This is a genomic window from Cohaesibacter celericrescens, from assembly GCF_002866925.1.
Taxonomy (GTDB): Bacteria; Pseudomonadota; Alphaproteobacteria; order Rhizobiales; family Cohaesibacteraceae; genus Cohaesibacter; species Cohaesibacter celericrescens.
This window is the reverse complement of record NZ_PKUQ01000008.1, coordinates 18,921-38,384: the sequence shown is the minus strand read 5'-3', so window position 1 is coordinate 38,384 and position 19,464 is coordinate 18,921. Positions and strand designations below refer to the sequence as shown.

Genomic DNA, 19,464 nt, shown 5'->3' with positions numbered 1-19,464 from the left:
TGCAAAAGCAGGGCATCATGCTCCGAAACCAATGTTTACTCTGCCACTCGAATGGACGTGGTTAGCTTGCGGGGGGTGTTGTCCCTAGCTTTTCGATACTCACGATAGGCTGCCACGAGCATGTCGTCGTCCGAGAAACGGGCTTTCCAGCCCAACTCACGCTCCCCTTTGGAGCAATCGAGCAAGCAGTCCTCATCGGCTATCAAATATTGTTCTGGATCCATGATCGGCACATTCATCCAGTCCAGCACATCCAGCGTACGCTTGACGGCCCAACCCGGTGTCGGAATCAAAAAGGATTGGCTTTTGGCGTCTTTGATCAATCGTCCCAGCAATTTGCGCACGCTCGGTGGATTGCTGGATCCTAGATTGTAAGCCTGATTGGGAAAGCCGGCTTTCCACGCGCAGTAAGCGGCGTCAGCGCAGTCAAAAACAGAAATAAATTGATAAGGGTTGTTGCCAGAGCCGATCATGGGAACGGGTAGGTTCAGATCAACCAGCTTGAACAATTTGGATAGGATGCCCAAACGACCCGGCCCAATGATGAGACGAGGACGAAGTAGGGAAATGTTGAACCCTTTGTCTGCGCGCCAGTCAGCGGCTAACTGCTCAGTGGCCTGCTTGCTTTTGCCATACTCACCCAATGGAGCGACTGGATGGTCCTCATATTTGGGAAAGCTTTGGGTATGGCCATAGATCATGTCGGTGGTGAACTGCACCAGATTTTTGGCACCAGCCTTGTCCATGGCTTCCAGAATGTTGACTACGCCATGATAGTTGACCGGCCAGAAAAGCCCATGGCGCTCTGCACGGGTGACTATGGGGCTCAACATCTTGGCTGCCAGATTATAAACCGCATCTTCGGGGTTGATCTCGAGCTGCTCAAAGTGTGCCGGTTGGGTAATGTCGAGCTCCATCCATCTGCACAGAGCATTGCTATAGTGCGGATAATCCGTTTTGTTGATGTCGCAAACAATGACATGTTCGCCTTCGGATATAAGCTTGGCTGCCAGTGTGTGCCCGACAAACCCGTCACCGCCAAACAAAATATGCTTCATTATGCCAACTCCTCGCGACGGTGTGAATGGGACAATTGCCCGACCACATTCTCATTCAACCCAATTTGATTTTCTGTACTTTTGCTTTGGCCTCTGTCGTCTGAACCGCCCTGTGCAATCAGTGCCGTTCCAATGCAAATGAAGCCGATACCGGCAATGCGCCAGACATTCAGGTCTTCTGCAAACCACCACCAAGCGGCTATGACCACCCCGACATAGGCTAGCGACAGGAAGGGATATGCAAAAGACAACTCCACCTTGCCAAGCACATAAAGATGAGATGCCATCGAAATAACAAAGGTGCACAGGCCAGCAAAAATCCAAGGATGAAAGATGATCTTGAAAACCATCGTAATCAATCCAAAAGCCGTCATGCCCCCAACCGGTGCAACATCACCCAACGTCATCATGCCTTGCTTCATCATTATTTGAGCGCTGGCATTGGTGAAGACCGTAAAGAGAATGAATGGCAAGTAAGTCATCGTCGTCCTGTCACTCGGTGCCTGATTTTTAATTATTGACCTGCCTGCTTCCTAATCTTTCAGGAATATTGGCTGTTGTTCTTAAATATAAAGGACTGACGTGAATCTTGCGTTCATAACTCTGGTTAAGCAGATGTGAATACAAAAATTCAATTTTGATCTATTTCTGAAAATTCAGGTTTGTGACGTTGTCCCAACGCTGACGCGCCGCCAAAAGTCGCTCATCATCGCCGGATCGCGCATGCCTTCCAAGCTACGCCAGTTTGGAAAGGCCGTTCGGAAGGTCTGTGCGCTCATGCGGCAGTCTTTATAGGGATTGATGCGGCCACCAACTTTCAGGACAATGGCGTCCAATGCATTCAACAAAGCATAGGTCTTGGCACCCTTGTTGGGGAAATCCAGCGTCAGCGTATAGCCTTCAGTGGGAAACGACATCAGCCCCGGAGACTGGTTTGCACCAAAGCGTTTGAGAACCGTCAAAAACGAACCATGTCCGGCTTTCTGGCAAGTCTCCAGCAATGCGCGCAGACTTTGCTCGCCTCGATCCAGCGGTAGCGCAGATTGATGCTGATGCAAGCCACCTGGTCCATAAAGCCTGTTCCAGCCGCCTACCATATCAAGGGGAAAGAAAAAACTGTCGGGAGAGGCCAAATGTGGTTCTTGTTGATTGGCATTGCGCCAATAATACAGCTTGTTAAAGGCCGCAAGTGCCGGTCCGGCCACGAGTGGAACCGGTGGTGTGAATGGCACTGATAGACGCGGTATACCATAGCGAGGGGCGGTTTCAACTTCGGTGTGATCGCCGCTGATCAGAATACCGCGACCCAGTTGTTTACCGGTCGCAAGAGAGTCAATCCATGCGACAGAATATTCATGCTCTTGGTCATCCTGCGCTATAAGGGCTAGACCGTCGTTGAGACAATTAAACGGGGTTTTGGTCTCCAGCACCAGATGGGAGGAGACGGGCAACAGAGAAAGTTCGACCCATTCGATATAACCGGTCAGCCCCATGCCGCCGATGGTGGCGGCGAACATTTCGTTGTTTTGATCAGCCGAACAAATCATTGACTGACCATCCGAGCGTAACAAAGACAACTGTTTGACGTGGCAGCCAATGGTGCCTCTATGACCATGGTTCTTGCCATGAATGTCATTGGCAACCATGCCGCCGAGTGTGACAAATTTAGTACCTGGTACAACAGGAACAAACCAGCCGGTTTCTTTCAATTGATCCAGCAGATCAACCAACATCAATCCGCTTTGAGCGCGTAGAATACCAGCGTCGAAATCCGATGAAAGGATACGCGTGTGTTTCCGACAATCGATCAAGGTTCCCTGATCATTGTGGCACGAATCCCCATAGGACCGGCCATTGCCAAAAGGCAAATAATCACCGGAACCCGGATGACCGGCATCGGTCAATAGATCTGCACAAAAGTCGGTTGCCGTTCTTTTGTGGGTTAGGATTCGGCCCCAGCTGTTGGTGTCGTTCGGTGCGCTCATGTCATCGGTCCTAGAGCATCTGCGCTACAATCATGATGGCAGCTCCAGCGCCAATCATGAGCTGGCTGCGCCAGTCGATCATCAGAAATACCACCGGATCGTCATTCATCTCTTCGCGCCGCGCCAGAATCCAGATCCGGACAACCAGATACAGCACCAGCGGGCAAACAAGCCAGATCATCTCTGGATGGGGATAATTTTCCACCATCTGGGGAGAATCAATAAACAGGGCCAGCACCACAACCGATGCAAAGCCCGAAGCAATGCCGCCTTGTGCCAGCGTCTCCAAGTCGGCAAGCTGATAGCCACGCCCGGTATCTTTACGTCCGACACCCGCCATTTGTTGGTTAAGTTCGACAAAGCGTTTGACCATGGCCAACGATAAGAAAAAGAACATGCAGAACGCCAGCAACCAAGTCGAAATGGGACTGGCGATTGCTTCTGCTCCGGCTAAAACGCGAATGGCAAACAGGCCTGCCAAAGTTATGATGTCGATGAGCAGTAGGCGCTTGAGATAAAGGCTATAGGCGGAAGTTGTCGCCAAATAGGTGCCCAGAGCGGCCGTAAACTGCCAAGGCAACACCAGCGACAAGGCAAAGGCCAATATGATGAACAGGCCCGCCGCAATAATGGCTTTGGGAGGAGATATGAGACCGGCAGCAATAGGACGCGCAAATTTGCTGCGATGCTTGCGATCTGCTTCAATATCAAGCAGGTCATTGAGCAGATAGACACTGGAAGAGCACAGTGAGAAGGACAGGAATGCGATCACCAAGGCCGGAAAATCACCCAGACTGACCTGCTCGCTAGAGAGGATTGCAGGAACAAACAGAAGTGAATTCTTGAGCCACTGATGCACCCGAATGGCCTTGCCCCAAATCTGCCATGTTGGCTTTTTTGTGCCGGTGCCTGCGATGTAGCGGGCATGCTCATTGTTGGCATACCGCAAGGCGGCAGCGTCGCGTCCGACGATGAGAGCATAGCGTGCCTCGTCCCAGACTGGATAATCTGCACCACCATTGCCCAAATAATCAAAGCCGCCTTTGCCATAGGCATCTGTTAGATGGTCTGCTTTGTTTTGGCCCGACAGATTGAGTGTCGTAGAGCTTGCCTCAACAGCATCGAAAAATCCCAGATGATCGGCCACTGCGCGCGCAAAGCTGAGAGGAGAGGCCGTCACAAGTATAATCTTGCGGCCTTTTGCTTTTTCTTCTTTCAGCATCTCCAACACATGCAGCCGGTAGGGCAATAGACGCACGTCGGGTTGGACACGGCGCGCAATCTGCATCTTCAAATGCGCTTTGCCGCGCATCAACCACAAAGGAAGCAAAAACAAACTGAAGAAATTGGCTCGAACCAGAAGCAATATCGACTCATACAGCAGATCAGACCTGATCAGGGAGCCATCGAGATCGACACATAGCGGACGTGAGTCAGGCGCTTGCGCTGATGATGCCATCCGCCTTGCTGCTTGAGTGGATTTCATGACTGCAAATCTGTCCGCGTTTAAGGAATTTTCTTACCTGCTGCGCAGTCTGCCAAAAAAATCCTAATCGACCTTCTAGAATGATGGTTAACAACACCCTAGTCGCAATTTTGCGAAAGGTATGGTTTACCGGTGATGAACACATATGGTTTCAAAAAAATAAACGCTCTGATTGATCGTTGTGCCCTTTATACTTTTGCCTAACAGGTGTGGTTTTGAAGCCTTGTTGCCGGGTAATAAGACAAATGAACAACGATGATGGCTAGAGTTAGATCGCCGGTTTGTAGGAGGCCAGCTTAAGCCCGAAGCCGATAAACGCGACGCCCGTAACAGCCTTGAGCGCGCGTTGGAATGTGCCGCTGCTAGACAGTGTGGTTAAACGGGACATCACCAATACCATGGCCGAGAACCAGACTGCATTGATGGCCGCGTGCAACGACACCAATAGCAGCGATGACATCATGACATTGTCCGAAGAAGAGATGAACTGGGGAAATGCCGCCAGATAAAACAGGGATACTTTGGGGTTGAGCATGCTTGTGAGGAAGCCTTCAATATAGGCTCTGACGTGATTTTGGCGTTTTTTTGCCGGAGCCACGGTCTTTGTTTCAATGCCTTTGAAGGCCGCGATCAACGCTTTGATGCCTATCCAGACCAAATAGGTGGCCCCAAGCAGTTTGACGATGGTAAAGGCGGTTGCGGATTGGACCAAAATAAAAGAAATACCAAGAACCGACAGGGTACCATGCAAATAAAAGGCCGTAACGAAACCAGCCACATTGGAAAAACCCGCTGTTTTTCCCGATGTGGGCACGGTTTTTGCTATCAGCACCCCGTTCGGCCCCGGAGACATAACCAGCAATGAGGCAACAAAGGCAAACGTGAGTATTTCTGACCAGATCATTCGGCATCTCCTTGTTTGTGATGTTAAGGATAAACACCGAATTGGTGCTGTGCAATCGCGCTTTTGCGGCGCGGTTTATTCAAAGCTTCATATCCGCTGATATAAACAGAGATTGCTTCTGCATTTACGACCATCTCAAAGACCAAAGGAAACTTCATGTCCACTCTGCCAATTCTGGGCGCTGCCCTGTCATACAAAGACGTTGTCTCTCTCAAAGATTGGATTTTTGAAAAGAATCGCACGCTGGAACTGCAAGATTTTAGCAGGGTCGATGTGTTGGATGACGATCAGGATGCCCTGATCGATGCCTATGCGCAGTTGCTTGATGGCTTTGGTGGTGTGTTCGGTATACATGGCCCGTTTCTGGGGCTCGATTTGGGCTCTCCTGATCCGTTGGTTCAGAATGTGGTGATGGTGCGTCTGCTCGACGCAATCAATAAATGCGAGAGACTTGGTGCAACCCACATGGTGNGACTTGGTGCAACCCACATGGTGGTGCATAGCCCGTTCAACATGTTCCATACGCTCAATTCCATGACATTTCCTTCCATGCGCGATGAGATGATCGAGGCCGCCGCCAATACGCTGGCGCCAGTTCTCAATCGTGCCGAACAGATCGGGTGTTGTTTGATGCTCGAAAATGTGGCCGATTCAGACCCAAGCTTGCGCAACTCTTTGGTCAAGGCAATCAAGAGCCCGATGCTGAAAGTCTCGATCGATACGGGACATGCCCATTTTGCCCATGGCCAGTTCAAGGCGCCGCCGGTTGCCGACTTCATTTATACAGCGGGAAGCCTTCTTGGCCATGTCCATCTACAGGATGCCGATGGCTATGCAGACCGCCACTGGCATCCCGGTGAAGGAACCGTGCCGTGGGGTGGGGTATTCAAGGCATTGGCCGACATCAGCGCGACACCTCGCCTTATACTCGAAGTTCGGGACCGTAAGGAGCAGTTGCCACAAACGGTTGCCCGACTGCAAAGCCTAGGCCTTGCCCAATAGTGTGAACCAACGCCTTAGCGATGCGGCCACTGGGTGTGATAATCATCAATCACATAGGTGTGGCTGTGTCCTTTGGTGTGATCACTACCTTCAAGATGTGGATGATTGTCGGGCAGATCGGGATGGGTGTGGTAAAGATCGCGTTTGGCTTTGGCAGGCCAAATCCGCGATGCCGCCACCAGACTTATAAATCCGATCAAAGACAACACTCCGAGCGTAACATCCATGCCAAATCGGGTTTGCAGAAAGCCTGAAAGCGGATAGCTGATCAGCCAACAGGCGTGAGACAGGGCAAACTGCGCCGCATAAAGTGCGGGGCGGTCTTCCTTGTGGGAGGACCGCTGTAACAAACGACCCGAAGGGGTCAGAACCGCAGAATATCCGGCTCCGACAAAAACCCAGCTGACGAGCAACGACAACCAGCTGAAATGACCCGCCCCTGAAACAATAAATAGGGCAGCAAGCGTCGCAACCATTATGCTTGCACCTGTCAGCATCATTTGCCGGTCGGGTAAATGATCCAACAGGCGGGGCATCACCAGCGCCACCAGCATGGAACCGCCACCAAAAGCGCCCAATGTATAGGCGACATAAACGGCATCCAATCCCAGTTCGGACTGCACAAGCACCACGGTATTGACAAGAACCATCGCCCCTATTGAGGCAACCACCATACAAAGCGCCAACAATCCGCGAAGTCTGGGGGTTGCAAAATAGATGCGTATGCCGCGTGTGGTCCGTTCATAAACCGAGCGCCGTTTACTGTCGGGTGCAGGGGAGGGCAGCAGAACCGATACAATCAACAGGCCTGATCCGATGAAGCCGATCGCTGTGCCATAAAAAAGCGCATGATAGCTGGCAAAGATCAGCACAAAGGCGGCCAGCGTCGGGGTGATGATGCTTTCCAGATCATAGGCCAGACGAGAGAGTGACAACGCACGCGTATAGTCTTTCTCTTCTGGCAGGATGTCGGGCAGAGTGGCTTGAAATGTCGGCGTGAACGCCGCCGAGGCTGCTTGCATCACAAAAATCAGCACAAATATTTGCCAAACCTCACCGACAAAGGGCAGCAGGCAGGCAATAAAACCCCGCACACAATCCAGAGCAACCAACAGGGTTCTGCGTGGGACATAATTGGCAAAGGCACCTGCCACTGGTGCAATGCCCACATAGGCCACCATTTTGATGCCAAACACGATGCCCAGCACCATACCGGCGTCTTGCCCTGACAGATCATAGGCCAACAGCCCAAGCGCAACTGTGGCAAGCCCCGTGCCTAGCAAAGCAACAATTTGCGCCATAAACAAATGACGGAAACTTCGAATTTTCAAAATTTCTAACATGCGGGTGCCTACAGATATTTGGCGATGGTTTTAAAATCGGCAAGGGTGGCTGAGCGTGTGGCATCATCTGCCTCCACAGAGCCTTCCAGGCAATGATCAATGTGATCCTGAATCAGCACGCGCTTGGCATTGGTGATGGCCTTCTCCACAGCGTGTAATTGTTGTGCAATGTCTGTACAGCCCGCATGGGTCTCAATCATCTCAATCACATGCGACAGGTGCCCTGAAGCGCGCTTTAATCGCTTGGTGATAGCAGGATGACTGGCGTGGATGTGGAGGTGCGAATGGTCGTCATTTGATTCATCGGTCATGATGACATCATATCCCCCCTGGGGGGATGGGTAAAGTACGGAAACCTCCTGTGAAATGCGTATTTGGAAAACTCAAATCAGTGGTCCTGCGCCGCAAGATGCACCAACAAGAACTGAGATATAATGACACCAGAACAATCTATGTTACTGCTTGTCGCATTCATCAGACCTCAAACCATAGGCATATATTTGATCTAATGGTTGTTGATTTTAGACCAAAGTCTGGCTCCATTTTACGTAACGTCAACATTTATAGTGCTCAGCGAGGAACCAGTGCCTTGCCCCAAAACCATTGCCAGCCTATTTTAAACAGAGCGGCGAATAATAAAAAAGGGCCAAAACAAGAGGCGCGCTCACGGGGAGGAATGCATGGTCCGATTTGCCACGCGGGAAGACTGTCTTGCGATAGAAAATGATAAGCCCTACGAGGGGCGTGATGTGCCTGTCACCATTTATGGGCAATTGTCACGCACAACCCAATGCTATCCCGATCACAAGGCTGTTTCTTTTCAACTATTCTCTGGGGCGACTGACAGGGCTGAAACTCTGACCTGGGTGCAGTTGAAGGGCAAAGTGACCCAGGCTGCCAATTTGTTTCGAAAGTTGGGTGTCGGTCAGGATGATGTCGTTGCGTATATTCTGCCCAATAGCAATGAGACACTGATCACCATGCTCGGTGGCATGGTCGCCGGTATTGTCAGCCCCATCAATCCTATGCTTGAAACCGAGCAAATCGCCGCCATCTTGCGCGAAACCAATGCTCGTGTTGTGGTCACGTTGCGAGCCTTTCCCCAAACGGATGTTGCCGAGAAGGTTGCCGAAGCGGTTAGGCATGCGCCGCGTGTGCAGACGATTCTAGAAGTGGATCTGCTGCGTTATGTGACGGGGATAAAGAAAATGATCATCCCCTTGATCCGGCCCAAAAATCCGCGCGCGGCGATGCATCACGCCGACATTCTCAGTTTTAACAAAGAGATGAGCAAACAGCCGTCTGATCGACTAACCTATGAGGACGAGCAAGAAGATCGTGTTGCCGCTTATTTCCATACAGGCGGAACGACGGGTATGCCCAAAGTGGCGCAACACACTTATTCTGGCATGCTTTATAATGGCTGGGTCGGCTCAAGGTTGATGTTCAGTCATGATGACAATATCATGTGTCCGTTGCCTTTGTTCCACGTCTTTGCGTGCCATGTGATTGTCATGTCGATGCTGGCCTCTGGAGCGCATGGTGTCTTTCCGACACCCAAGGGCTATCGCGGCGACGGGGTGTTTGATAATTTCTGGAAATTGATCGAGCGCTGGCAAATCTCTTTTATTATCACGGTGCCAACCGCCCTTTCGGCTTTGATGCAGCGCCCTGTGGATGCTGACGTTTCCAGCGTAAAAACAGCATTTTCCGGCTCTGCGCCATTGCCACTTGAGTTGTATCGCCGGTTTGAAAAAGCAACCGGTGTAAATATTCTGGAAGGCTATGGTCTAACCGAAGCCACCTGTCTGGTGTCATGCAATCCATCTGATGGCCCCAAAAAGGTCGGGTCTGTCGGCCTTCCGTTTCCCTATACGACGGTTAAAATTCTGGAGCACACCAAAGACGGGCCTGTCGAATGTGCAACCGATGAAGTTGGTGAAATCTGTATTGATAGCCCGGGTGTGCTGACAGGTTCGACTTATACAGAGCTCGATAAAAACCATGACCTCTTTCACCATGATCTTTATCTGCGAACCGGAGATTTGGGGCGTCTGGATGAGGATGGTTACCTCTGGATTACAGGCCGCGCCAAAGATTTGATCATTCGCGGTGGGCACAATATTGATCCCGCTGAAATTGAAGAAGCACTGGCAGGGCATCCGTCGGTGGCCTTTGTTGGGGCCATCGGTCAGCCTGATGCCCACGCCGGCGAGTTGCCTTGCGCCTATGTCGAACTTGTAGACGGTACAAATGTCGATGCAGAAGACTTGCTCATCTATGCCAAGCGGCACATTCATGAACGCGCGGCTATTCCCAAACATATTGAAGTGCTGCCTGAGTTACCCAAGACGGCGGTTGGAAAAGTCTTCAAACCCGATTTACGGAAGCTCGCCATCAGTCGCGTTTATAACGAGGTGCTGGTTGAAAAGGGGTTCGACACCGAAGTTGTCAGGGTAATTGAGGATAAAAAACGAGGCCTCGTTGCAGAACTGCGCAATTCGAACAATGTGGACAAAGAGGCGCTCAGCCATGCGTTGGGCCAGTTCACACGCCCATGGCAATGGCAGCAGGACCAGTAGGGCAAGTTACACGCTTTAAGGCGAAACAAAGTTGAGGGCCGACCGGCCCTCTTTTTACGAGAACAAGAGCAAGCAGCGGTGTGAAGCTCTGAGCTGCGGCATTTTCTCCACATACATCGCCTTATAGACGGCGTTTGAGGCTTTGGCGTGCTGGTTTTTATGCGCGATCTTGGGTATGGCTTATCCAACTTTTGTCGAGTCCGGTATCCACCGGTAAGAAGCGGGAGAAAAACCATCGCTGACCATATTCCAGACGCAAGCGAAGCATTGAACGACGCAGGCATCGTCGTGAGCAATCTTTCGCACAAGCTGGACGGCACGCCGTTTTTCGACAATCTGTCCTTAAAATTGACAGAGCGACGGATCGGGTTGATCGGGCGCAACGGCTCGGGCAAATCGACCTTGTCGCGCTTGATGTCCGGCCTCGTTGCGCCAACTGATGGCAATATTCGCATTCATGGGGTGGATGTCTATAAAGACCGCGCTGCCGCTATCCGTACCATTGGGCTTATTTTTCAGAACCCAGATCATCAGATCATTTTCCCCACAGTCGAAGAAGAAATCGCCTTCGGGCTGGAAAGCCTGTGCGGCGATAAAAAGCAGGCGCGAGAGAAAGCAAAAGCGTTCCTCAAGGCCTTTGGTCGCTCGGAATGGGCCGAGCGTGGCACTTTTACATTGTCACAGGGCCAGCGCCATCTGGTCTGTTTGATGGCTGTTTTGGCGATGGAGCCCAAGGTCATTTTTTTGGATGAGCCTTTCGCTGGGCTGGACTGGCCTACGTCGCGTCGCCTGTTTGACTGGCTGGACAAGCTGGATCAACAAGTGCTGCTTGTGACCCATGATATTGATCATCTTGCTTCTTTTGATCGGATTATTTGGCTCGAAAAAGGCTCCCTGATGGGCGACGGCACGCCGACCGAAGTGTTGCCCGCTTATCGGGAAGCCATGGAAGCCTTTGTGCACGTGGATGATCCGATCCTGGGCGGCAATCTGGTATTGGACACTGCGCGGGGAGATATCTGATGCTGTCGCTGACGGTCGAGACCAAAAGCTGGATGCACAAGTTACCGGTGCCACTCAAGCTGGGATTGCTCTGTCTTGCTACTCTGTTGATGCTGCCCGTGACCAACTGGATGATAGCCTTGGCCGCGATGGCTACAGTCGCGGCGCTCTATTTGACTGCTGGCTGGGCATTCGCCCAAGTGGGCATTACCAGACTAAAGCCGCTGGTATATTTGGTTGGTCTCATTTTTATCTATCATGTGGTCACTGGGCGGATCGAAGAGGGACTGACTATTTCTCTCAAGCTGTTTGCCATGGTGAGTTTGGCCAACCTTGTGACAATGACCTCGCGGTTGGATGACATGATGGCGGTGGTTGAAACCCTCTCCAAACCGCTACATCGCGTGGGTCTCCCTCCTCGTACACTCGGGTTGGCTATGGGACTTGTCATTCGCTTCACGCCAGTTTTCCTCAAAAAGGGAGAGCTTTTAAATGAGGCGTGGCGGGCCCGATCCGCCAAACGCGCCAGTCCGCGTTTGTTGGTTCCTCTTGCTCTAGGTGCGCTTGATGACGCTGACTACGTCGCAGACGCCTTGAGGGCACGCGGAGGCCTGAGTTCCGCTGAAGAAATCAAGAAATAAACAAATACGCGAAATATGAACCATAAGGAAGAAACTGGAATGGAACGTCAAATTGCCTATATAGCTCTGTTTGCAGCATTGATCGCTGCGCTGGGGTTTCTGCCGCCAATTCCCACGCCAATTGGCGTTCCGGTTACGGCACAAACGCTCGGGGTTATGCTGGCTGGTACCATCTTGGGTGCCAAGCGCGGGGGGCTCGCAGCTCTTCTTCTTATTGTTTTGGTGATCATTGGCTTTCCGCTTCTATCCGGTGGACGCGGTGGTCTCGGTATCATACAGGGCCCAACCGCAGGCTTCCTGCTTGGCTGGCCAATCGCTGCTTTTGTTACTGGTCTGGTTATGGAAAAGTGGCGTTCTGGCAATTTGTTCTTGATTGCTGCCGTTGCATCTATTCTGGGCGGGATTATCGTACTCTATTCTCTGGGGGTGCTTGGCCTGACAATCAACACAAAGTTGAGTGCTAAGGAAGCATTGATCGGGTCGCTTATCTATATTCCGGGCGATATTGTCAAAGCCATCATCGCCGGTTTTATCACCCAAGGCATCGCCAAGGCGCGTCCTAATGCCCTTTTGTCGCGCGCTCAGCGTTAATCCGCTAGGTAACGAACAAGAAAGCAAAAGGGTCTCGGATTTTCTGAGGGCCTTTTCTGGTGCACTAGAAAGCTGCATTTGTCACTTCTTTTGCAAGCTGTCGAGTGACTGCCTGTGTGCATTGGACACACCAACCGGATACAAAAATCACCCGAACTCTGCATTTGACGAATAGCTGCCTCCACGACAAACAGCTTGTTTTATTTTTAGGATGAAAATAATTCATAGCTCTAGTAGTTTGGCAGAAACGTCAAAAAAGTCACCCGAGGGTAGATTGTGAGAGGAAACGTCATGCTGTGGGATCTGGTTGCCGATGTTGGTGGTACCAATATGCGTCTGGCCGTTGCCGTTGAAGGTCGCATCAAAGAGCAACAGACTTTTGAGACAACGGGACAACTGCATTTGACCGAAGCTGTGCGCGCTTTTGTGGATAAGGTTGGGTCGGCTCCTCGTTATTTGGAAGTGGCCGCAGCAGGTGTGATTCAGAATGGCTATGTAACCCTGACCAATGCGGGCCAACAGGGGTTTTCCGAGTCTGATCTGGTGGTGGCAGCAGGGGCGCAAAAAGCGCGAATCCTGAATGATTTTGAAGCCGCGGCTTGGTCGTTAGTCACCGCTGAACCCGATGACCTGACGCAGATTCAAGGTGAGCTACCCGCTCCACTGCGCACGCCACCAGCCCCAACCCAACCCCGCCTGATTGTCGGCCCGGGCACAGGCCTTGGAGTCGGCACCTTGGCATGGGCTGGTGAACAACCTGAAGTTCTTCAAGGGGAAGGCGGGCATGTACGCATTGCGCCCCACACAATAGAAGAAGTCGACATCTTTACCAAACTGGCCGAGCTTTGGCCCGAAACCCAGATGGATGAGAACAAATGTCTCGCTCTTGAAGCCGAAGCCATCGTCTCTGGTACGGGTATGCCTTATTTGATGAAGGCTCTGGAATTGCTCAACGGACGTGAGCCAACAGAGATGTCCGCGCGTGACATTTTTGATGTCGCTCGTACAGATGGCAACAGTCTGGCCGTTCGTGCGGTTGACATGTTTTGTCACCATCTTGGTGCGGTTGCAGGTGATCTTGCTTTGTATATTTCGGCCTATGGCGGTGTGTTCCTGACCGGGGGTGTTCTGCTCAAGAACGAGTGGATCTTCAAACGCCCCGCATTTCTTGCAGGCTTCAATCAAGGCGGACGCCACACCAAGTTCCGGGTCAATATTCCGATCTATCTTTACCGAAACAGCAATTTTGGCCTGCAAGGCGCGATCAACGCCATGACTTATGATCCAACTATGAAATAGCGTCACGTCTACCGGTGATAGGGACGTTGCGGCATGTTATTGGCCTTGGCAGTCGTGATCCGCAGCCCTGATGCTAATCCAGAAACCTCCATTTATGAACCACAAAGTAGCGTGGAGGCGTAAGTGGTTGCGATTGAAATGATTCGCATGCATCAAACTTCAATTCGAGAGGCGTGCAGAGCCAGAAAATGTCCAAAGTCAAATAGTTAGTCGACTTCATAACGTAATTTTCCGGTGTAAATTTTCGAATAAACCGTTTTAGTTCGCCTTATGGCTAAATGTTGGTAAGAAGATGGCTGTAACTTTTCATCGGTTGGAAAAAAATCCGTTTTTCTTGGTGGTTTTACCCACGCAAATTGACGCAGGGGCAGCAAAGAAGCCGCCTTTGGTCCAGTTTCCATTGTTTCATGCACTGGAAAGCGCAGGTGATCCACAAGCAAGACTTGGCAATTGGTCTTTGGTCTGCACTATAGGGCCGAGGAAATTCGCCCCGCCTGCTTATGGGGCATGAACTTGTGTGTAGAAGGGAGTCTGTCGTGAAGATAGGGACACCTAAAGAGCAGTATATCGGGGAAGCACGCGTTGCGATGACGCCGTCTTCAGCGAAACTGCTCCAGAAATTGGGATATGACTGCATCCTCGAAACCGGAGCCGGGGTTCTGGCCGGGTTTTCGGATGCTGCCTACGTTGAAGCCGGCGTTGAGATTGTGTCCGGAGCGGACATCCTCTGGGAAACGGCTGATATTGTCGCCAAGGTTCGTCAGCCTCAGGAAACTGAACTGAAGTATCTGGCAAAAGACAAAACGCTAATTTCATTCTTCAACCCTGCGGCCAACCAAGAAGGCATGGATGCAGCCAAAGCTGCCGGTGCCAACGTTATCGCTATGGAAATGGTGCCGCGTATTTCGCGCGCCCAGAAGATGGATGCGCTGTCTTCCATGGCCAACATAGCTGGTTATCGTTCTGTAATCGAAGCCGGCAACAATTTTGGTCGCTTCTTTACGGGTCAGATCACCGCCGCGGGTAAAGTTCCTCCTGCAAAGGTTTTGGTTGTTGGTGCCGGTGTTGCTGGACTGGCTGCTCTGGGTACATCTGTGGCACTCGGTGCCGTAACTTATGCATTTGACGTTCGCCCTGAAGTGGCTGAGCAAGTTGAATCCATGGGCGCCGAATTTGTATATCTTGATTTTGAGGAAGAACAGCAGGACGGAGCCTCCACTGGTGGTTATGCATCTGTGTCTTCGCCTGAATTCCGCGAAGCCCAGCTTGCCAAGTTCCGCGAGCTAGCTCCTGAAATCGATATCGTCATCACCACCGCGCTGATCCCCAATCGTGAGGCACCCGAGCTCTGGACCGAAGACATGGTTGCGGCCATGAAAACCGGTTCTGTGATTGTCGATTTGGCAGCGGAAAAAGGCGGCAACTGCAAACTGACCGTAAAAGACAAGAAGATTGTGACCGATAATGGCGTGACCATTGTGGGCTACACAGACTTCCCGTCTCGTATGGCCAACCAATCGTCAGAGCTTTATTCTTCCAACATCCGTCACATGATGACCGACCTGACCCCTGAAAAGGACGGTCAAATCAAGCATGACATGGAAGACGATGTGATCCGCGGATCGACGGTGACATTCGAAGGCGAAATTACGTTCCCGCCTCCACCACCAAAAATCAAAGCGATTGCGGCTCAGCCCAAAAAAGAAGTCAAGCAACTGACACCCGAAGAGAAGAAAGCTGCAGAAGCAGCGGCCTTCAAGGCAAATACCCTCAGCCAGATCAAATTGCTGGCCGGTGGCGGCTTGTTCATGTTGTTGATTGGTGCCTACGCTCCTGCCAGCTTCATGAGCCACTTCATCGTCTTTGCGCTTGCATGCTTCATCGGCTTCCAGGTTATCTGGAGCGTTTCTCATGCGCTGCATACACCGCTGATGGCGGTCACCAATGCTATTTCCGGCATCGTGATCCTCGGCGCATTGTTGCAGGTTGGTTCTGGCAGTTGGCTCGTGATGGTCCTTTCGGGCATCTCGATTCTGATTGCGACGATCAACATCGTTGGTGGCTTCCTGGTTACGCGCCGGATGCTTGCCATGTTCCAGAAATCTTAAAGGAGCAGAGACTATGTCTATCGGTATTGTTTCCGCAGCCTATATCTCTGCTGCTGTTCTCTTCATTCTCTCACTGGGTGGCTTGTCCAACCAGGAGAACGCAAAACGCGCCGTCTGGTTCGGTATCATCGGTATGGGTGTTGCTGTTGTTGGCACCATCTTTGGTCCTGGCCTCGGTAACTACTGGCTTCTTGTTCCTGCTGTGGCCATTGGCGCCTATGCTGGTTATGAAGTCGCTCGTCGTGTTGAAATGACGGAAATGCCACAGCTTGTGGCCGCGTTGCACTCTTTTGTCGGTCTGGCTGCTGTCTTCATCGGTCTGAATGCTGAACTTGAGTTGCAGCACGTCATGGGTCTCAAAGCCTCGGGTGCAGACGTTGCACATCTGGCTGGTTTTGCCGAACATTTGGCTCAAAAGACGGTTACTGAGATCTCCATTCTCAAAGTAGAAGTCTTCCTTGGCATCTTCATCGGCGCGATTACCTTCACTGGCTCTATTGTTGCCTTTGGCAAGTTGGCTGGCAAAATCGACGGCAAGCCAAAACAATGGCCTGGTGGTCACGCTTTGAATGCTGTGATGGCGATTGCTTGTCTGGTTCTCGGTATCATGTTCGTGATGGGATCCGGTATCTGGACAATGCTTGTGGTCACCCTGCTTGCAGGTCTCATCGGCTGGCATTTGATCATGGGCATCGGTGGTGCAGATATGCCCGTCGTGGTTTCCATGCTCAACTCCTATTCCGGTTGGGCAGCTGCGGCTATCGGCTTCACCCTTGGCAACGATCTGCTGATCGTTACCGGCGCTCTGGTGGGCTCTTCTGGTGCGATCCTGTCTTACATCATGTGTAAGGCTATGAACCGTCAGTTCGTCTCGGTTATCCTTGGCGGTTTTGGTGGCGCAGGCGGTCCAGCGCAGGAAATCTCTGGTGAGATGATTGCTATCGATGCGGACGGTGTTGTGTCTGCTTTGGAAGAAGCTGACAGCGTCATCATTATTCCGGGTTACGGGCTCGCTGTTGCTCAGGCTCAGCAGGCTGTGTCCGAATTGACCAAACGCTTGCGTGCGCAAGGCAAAGAAGTGCGCTTCGCTATCCATCCGGTGGCTGGTCGTCTTCCCGGTCACATGAACGTGCTATTGGCAGAAGCCAAGGTGCCTTATGACATCGTGATGGAAATGGATGAGATCAACGATGACTTCCCTACAACGGATGTTGCCATCGTTATCGGTTCCAACGACATCGTCAATCCGGCCGCTCAGGATGATCCAAACTCCCCAATCGCTGGTATGCCAGTGCTTGAATGTTGGAAAGCCAAGCAGGTCTTTGTATCCAAGCGTGGTCAGGGTACCGGTTATTCCGGCATCGAAAACCCACTCTTCTACAAAGAAAACACCCGCATGTTCTATGGCGATGCCAAAGAGAGCCTCAACAAATTGTTGGAACAGATCAAGTAATCTGTGCGCTATTTGAAGTGATAAAACGTCCGGCCATTGGTCGGGCGTTTTTTGTTAGGGACGGTCTTCAAACATATCTGCTGACATCAAATGATCAATCAAGGCGCGAGTCCGCAGCGGCATTTGCTTGCGTGATGGATAGACGAGCGAGAACAGCATGCTTGGGCCTTTGAGTTCGGGCATTACAGGGACCAGTTGCCCTCTGGCAAGCTCTTGGCGGATTGTGGAAGGGAATATTTGCGCGATCCCCATATTCGCCAAAGCCATCCGTATCATCATCAGTGGGGAGTTGCAGACCTCAAATTGGCTTGACTGTAGCGTCGTGAGCTCGTCATCGCGATAGAGCTGGTGAACGCCGCGCGGACTGACATGGGTGAGGCAAATCCAGCGATGCTTGGCAAGCTCTTGCACGGTTGTTGGAGTGCCGTTGGCAGCTAAATAATCTGGACTGGCGAACAGCGAAAAGCTTTCCTCATACAACACCCGACCAATCAGGCTGTCGTCTTTTGGCAAACCAACGCGCAAGGCCATATCGATGCCTTCTTGGATTAGGTCAAGGCGGTTGTCGTTTAGGATAATGTCCAGCACGACATCAGGATACCGATTGCGAAACGAAGCAAGGGCAGGGAGCAATTGCGACACGCCTATATCATGCGGAGTGGTGATGGAAACGCGACCCGATGGTTTTTCTTGCGATGCGATCTCGTGTGTTTCTTCCAGCACCCGCGAAAGCGTACGGGCCTTCTCATAGATGCGGCGACCCTCTTCCGTTAGGGATAGTTTGCGCGTTGATCGCTGCAAAAGGCGAACGCCGAGATCTTCTTCCAACTGGGTTATCTGCTCCGATACCCGAGACCGACTGGTGCGCAGTGTCCTAGCCGCTCCGGCAAAGCTTCCTTCATCCACGACAGAAGAAAAGATCGCCAGAGGTTTTAGATGCTGAACTCCTATTGTACTCATTTACCGAACTTTCAATTCTGAATAAGTCGTCTAGTGGGAACAAAGCACAATGGGCATATTCCGGTCAAGCAAACACCATTGAGCTGGCGAGACCAGCCACATGAAAGGACATTATCATGATTGCAGTAACCGGTGCCTCCGGCCAGTTGGGCCGCCTCGTTATCAAGTCTCTCCTCAACCAGACAGCCCCTTCCAACATCATCGCATTGGTGCGGAATGCAGACACTGTCGCAGATTTTGCCGCACTGGGTGTCACTGTGCGCACAGCTGATTATGAGCTGCCAGAGAGCTATGCCGAAGCGTTGAAGGATGTCGACAAGCTGCTGTTGATTTCGTCCAGCGCCGTCGGCCAGCGAACCCCTCAGCATGCTAGCGTCATCAATGCGGCCAAAGCCAATGGCGTCCAATTGCTCGCTTATACCTCCATCCTTCGGACCGATGTCTCGCCGATCATGCTTGCCCGTGAGCACAAGGAAACCGAAGCGCTGATCGCCGCATCCGGCGTGCCTGCTGTGCTCCTGCGCAACGGTTGGTACAGCGAGAATTACACCGAAAATCTGGCGCCGGTTTTGCAACATGGCGCTGTCATCGGTCATGCAGGTGAGGGCCGAATAGCTACGGCCTCCCGCTCGGACTATGCCGCCGCCGCGGCTGCTGTCCTGCTTAGCAATGAGGACCAGGCCGGTAAGATTTATGAGCTGGCAGGGGACGAAGAATTCTCCTTGTCCGAGTATGCCGCAGTGGTTGCCAGCGTCTCGGGAAAGCAGGTCTCTTATATTGATATGCCGCAGCAGGATCTGACCAATGCTCTCATCGGGGCTGGTCTGCCAGAAGGCTTTGCTGCGATGCTTGCCGATGCCGATGCGGCCATCAAATCGGGTTGGTTGACCGATTCTAGCAAGACACTGTCGCGCTTGATCGGCCGCCCAACCACACCCATCGCCGACAGCATCAGGAACGCATTGTCTACGGTCTAACACCGATTGCCTCTGATACGTGAAGAAAATGCACCGGTTTCCTGAACGAGGAGACCGGTGCTTATTTGTGCCT

17 protein-coding genes are annotated in these 19,464 nt (G+C 51.9%); 9 read left to right on the top strand and 8 right to left on the bottom strand.

Annotated elements, in window-relative coordinates; genetic code table 11:
• Positions 1–35 precede the first annotated feature (35 nt).
• The 5 genes from C0081_RS04490 to C0081_RS04470 all read right to left on the bottom strand — a co-directional run bounded on the left by C0081_RS04490 (position 36) and on the right by C0081_RS04470 (position 5,433).
• The gene (locus tag C0081_RS04490) at positions 36–1,058 is read right to left on the bottom strand and encodes an NAD-dependent epimerase/dehydratase family protein (RefSeq protein WP_101532611.1); all 1,023 of its coding nucleotides are present in this window, start codon (positions 1,056–1,058) and stop codon (positions 36–38) included.
• Positions 1,058–1,540, bottom strand: a complete 483-nt coding sequence (locus tag C0081_RS04485; protein WP_101532610.1) for a DMT family transporter — start codon at positions 1,538–1,540, stop codon at positions 1,058–1,060. The genes C0081_RS04490 and C0081_RS04485 overlap by 1 nt, the downstream gene beginning before the upstream one ends.
• 174 nt (positions 1,541–1,714) lie before the next feature.
• On the bottom strand, positions 1,715–3,043 hold the full coding sequence (locus C0081_RS04480; RefSeq protein WP_101532609.1) for an FAD-binding oxidoreductase: 1,329 nt from the start codon (positions 3,041–3,043) through the stop codon (positions 1,715–1,717).
• A gap of 10 nt (positions 3,044–3,053) precedes the next feature.
• On the bottom strand, positions 3,054–4,529 hold the full coding sequence (locus tag C0081_RS04475) for a UbiA family prenyltransferase (RefSeq protein WP_101532608.1): 1,476 nt from the start codon (positions 4,527–4,529) through the stop codon (positions 3,054–3,056).
• Positions 4,530–4,797: 268 nt separating this feature from the next.
• Positions 4,798–5,433 (bottom strand): LysE family translocator, encoded by a 636-nt coding sequence (locus C0081_RS04470; RefSeq protein WP_101532607.1) that lies wholly within the window; start codon positions 5,431–5,433, stop codon positions 4,798–4,800.
• 156 nt (positions 5,434–5,589) lie between these two features.
• Between C0081_RS04470 and C0081_RS04465 the strand changes: the two genes are divergently transcribed.
• Positions 5,590–6,435: a sugar phosphate isomerase/epimerase family protein gene (locus tag C0081_RS04465; RefSeq protein WP_101532606.1), complete on the top strand. Its 846-nt coding sequence runs from the start codon at positions 5,590–5,592 to the stop codon at positions 6,433–6,435.
• Positions 6,436–6,449: 14 nt separating this feature from the next.
• Here the strand turns inward: C0081_RS04465 and C0081_RS04460 are convergent, their stop codons facing one another.
• Positions 6,450–7,778 carry an MFS transporter gene (locus tag C0081_RS04460; RefSeq protein ID WP_101532605.1) on the bottom strand — a complete coding sequence of 443 codons (1,329 nt, stop codon included), beginning with the start codon at positions 7,776–7,778 and terminating at the stop codon, positions 6,450–6,452.
• Between the two features lie 8 nt (positions 7,779–7,786).
• A complete protein-coding gene (locus C0081_RS04455) occupies positions 7,787–8,089 on the bottom strand; it encodes a metal-sensing transcriptional repressor (RefSeq protein WP_101532604.1) in 303 nt (100 codons plus the stop codon).
• Between the two features lie 369 nt (positions 8,090–8,458).
• On the opposite strand from C0081_RS04455, the gene C0081_RS04450 reads away from it, so the two are divergent.
• The 7 genes from C0081_RS04450 (at position 8,459) to C0081_RS04415 (ending at position 17,454) form a co-directional block, all read left to right on the top strand.
• Entirely contained in the window at positions 8,459–10,360 is a 1,902-nt protein-coding gene (locus C0081_RS04450) for an acyl-CoA synthetase (protein WP_101532603.1), read from the top strand.
• A 159-nt stretch (positions 10,361–10,519) separates the two neighbouring features.
• Positions 10,520–11,383: an energy-coupling factor ABC transporter ATP-binding protein gene (locus C0081_RS04445; RefSeq protein ID WP_101532698.1), complete on the top strand. Its 864-nt coding sequence runs from the start codon at positions 10,520–10,522 to the stop codon at positions 11,381–11,383.
• Entirely contained in the window at positions 11,383–12,003 is a 621-nt protein-coding gene (locus C0081_RS04440) for an energy-coupling factor transporter transmembrane component T family protein (protein WP_101532602.1), read from the top strand. Before C0081_RS04445 ends, C0081_RS04440 begins: the two co-directional genes overlap by 1 nt.
• 39 nt (positions 12,004–12,042) lie before the next feature.
• Positions 12,043–12,594, top strand: a complete 552-nt coding sequence (locus C0081_RS04435) for a biotin transporter BioY (RefSeq protein WP_101532601.1) — start codon at positions 12,043–12,045, stop codon at positions 12,592–12,594.
• Between the two features lie 291 nt (positions 12,595–12,885).
• Positions 12,886–13,893, top strand: coding sequence for a glucokinase (locus C0081_RS04430; protein ID WP_210200389.1), 1,008 nt, complete (start codon positions 12,886–12,888; stop codon positions 13,891–13,893).
• Positions 13,894–14,429: 536 nt separating this feature from the next.
• Positions 14,430–16,001, top strand: a complete 1,572-nt coding sequence (locus C0081_RS04420; protein WP_101532696.1) for a Re/Si-specific NAD(P)(+) transhydrogenase subunit alpha — start codon at positions 14,430–14,432, stop codon at positions 15,999–16,001.
• Between the two features lie 13 nt (positions 16,002–16,014).
• Positions 16,015–17,454 (top strand): NAD(P)(+) transhydrogenase (Re/Si-specific) subunit beta, encoded by a 1,440-nt coding sequence (locus tag C0081_RS04415; protein WP_101532599.1) that lies wholly within the window; start codon positions 16,015–16,017, stop codon positions 17,452–17,454.
• Between the two features lie 54 nt (positions 17,455–17,508).
• Here the strand turns inward: C0081_RS04415 and C0081_RS04410 are convergent, their stop codons facing one another.
• The gene (locus C0081_RS04410; RefSeq protein WP_101532598.1) at positions 17,509–18,414 is read right to left on the bottom strand and encodes a LysR family transcriptional regulator; all 906 of its coding nucleotides are present in this window, start codon (positions 18,412–18,414) and stop codon (positions 17,509–17,511) included.
• Positions 18,415–18,530: 116 nt separating this feature from the next.
• Here C0081_RS04410 and C0081_RS04405 point away from each other — a divergent pair, with 116 nt between their 5' ends.
• The gene (locus C0081_RS04405) at positions 18,531–19,391 is read left to right on the top strand and encodes an SDR family oxidoreductase (protein ID WP_101532597.1); all 861 of its coding nucleotides are present in this window, start codon (positions 18,531–18,533) and stop codon (positions 19,389–19,391) included.
• The last annotated feature ends 73 nt before the right edge of the window (positions 19,392–19,464 follow it).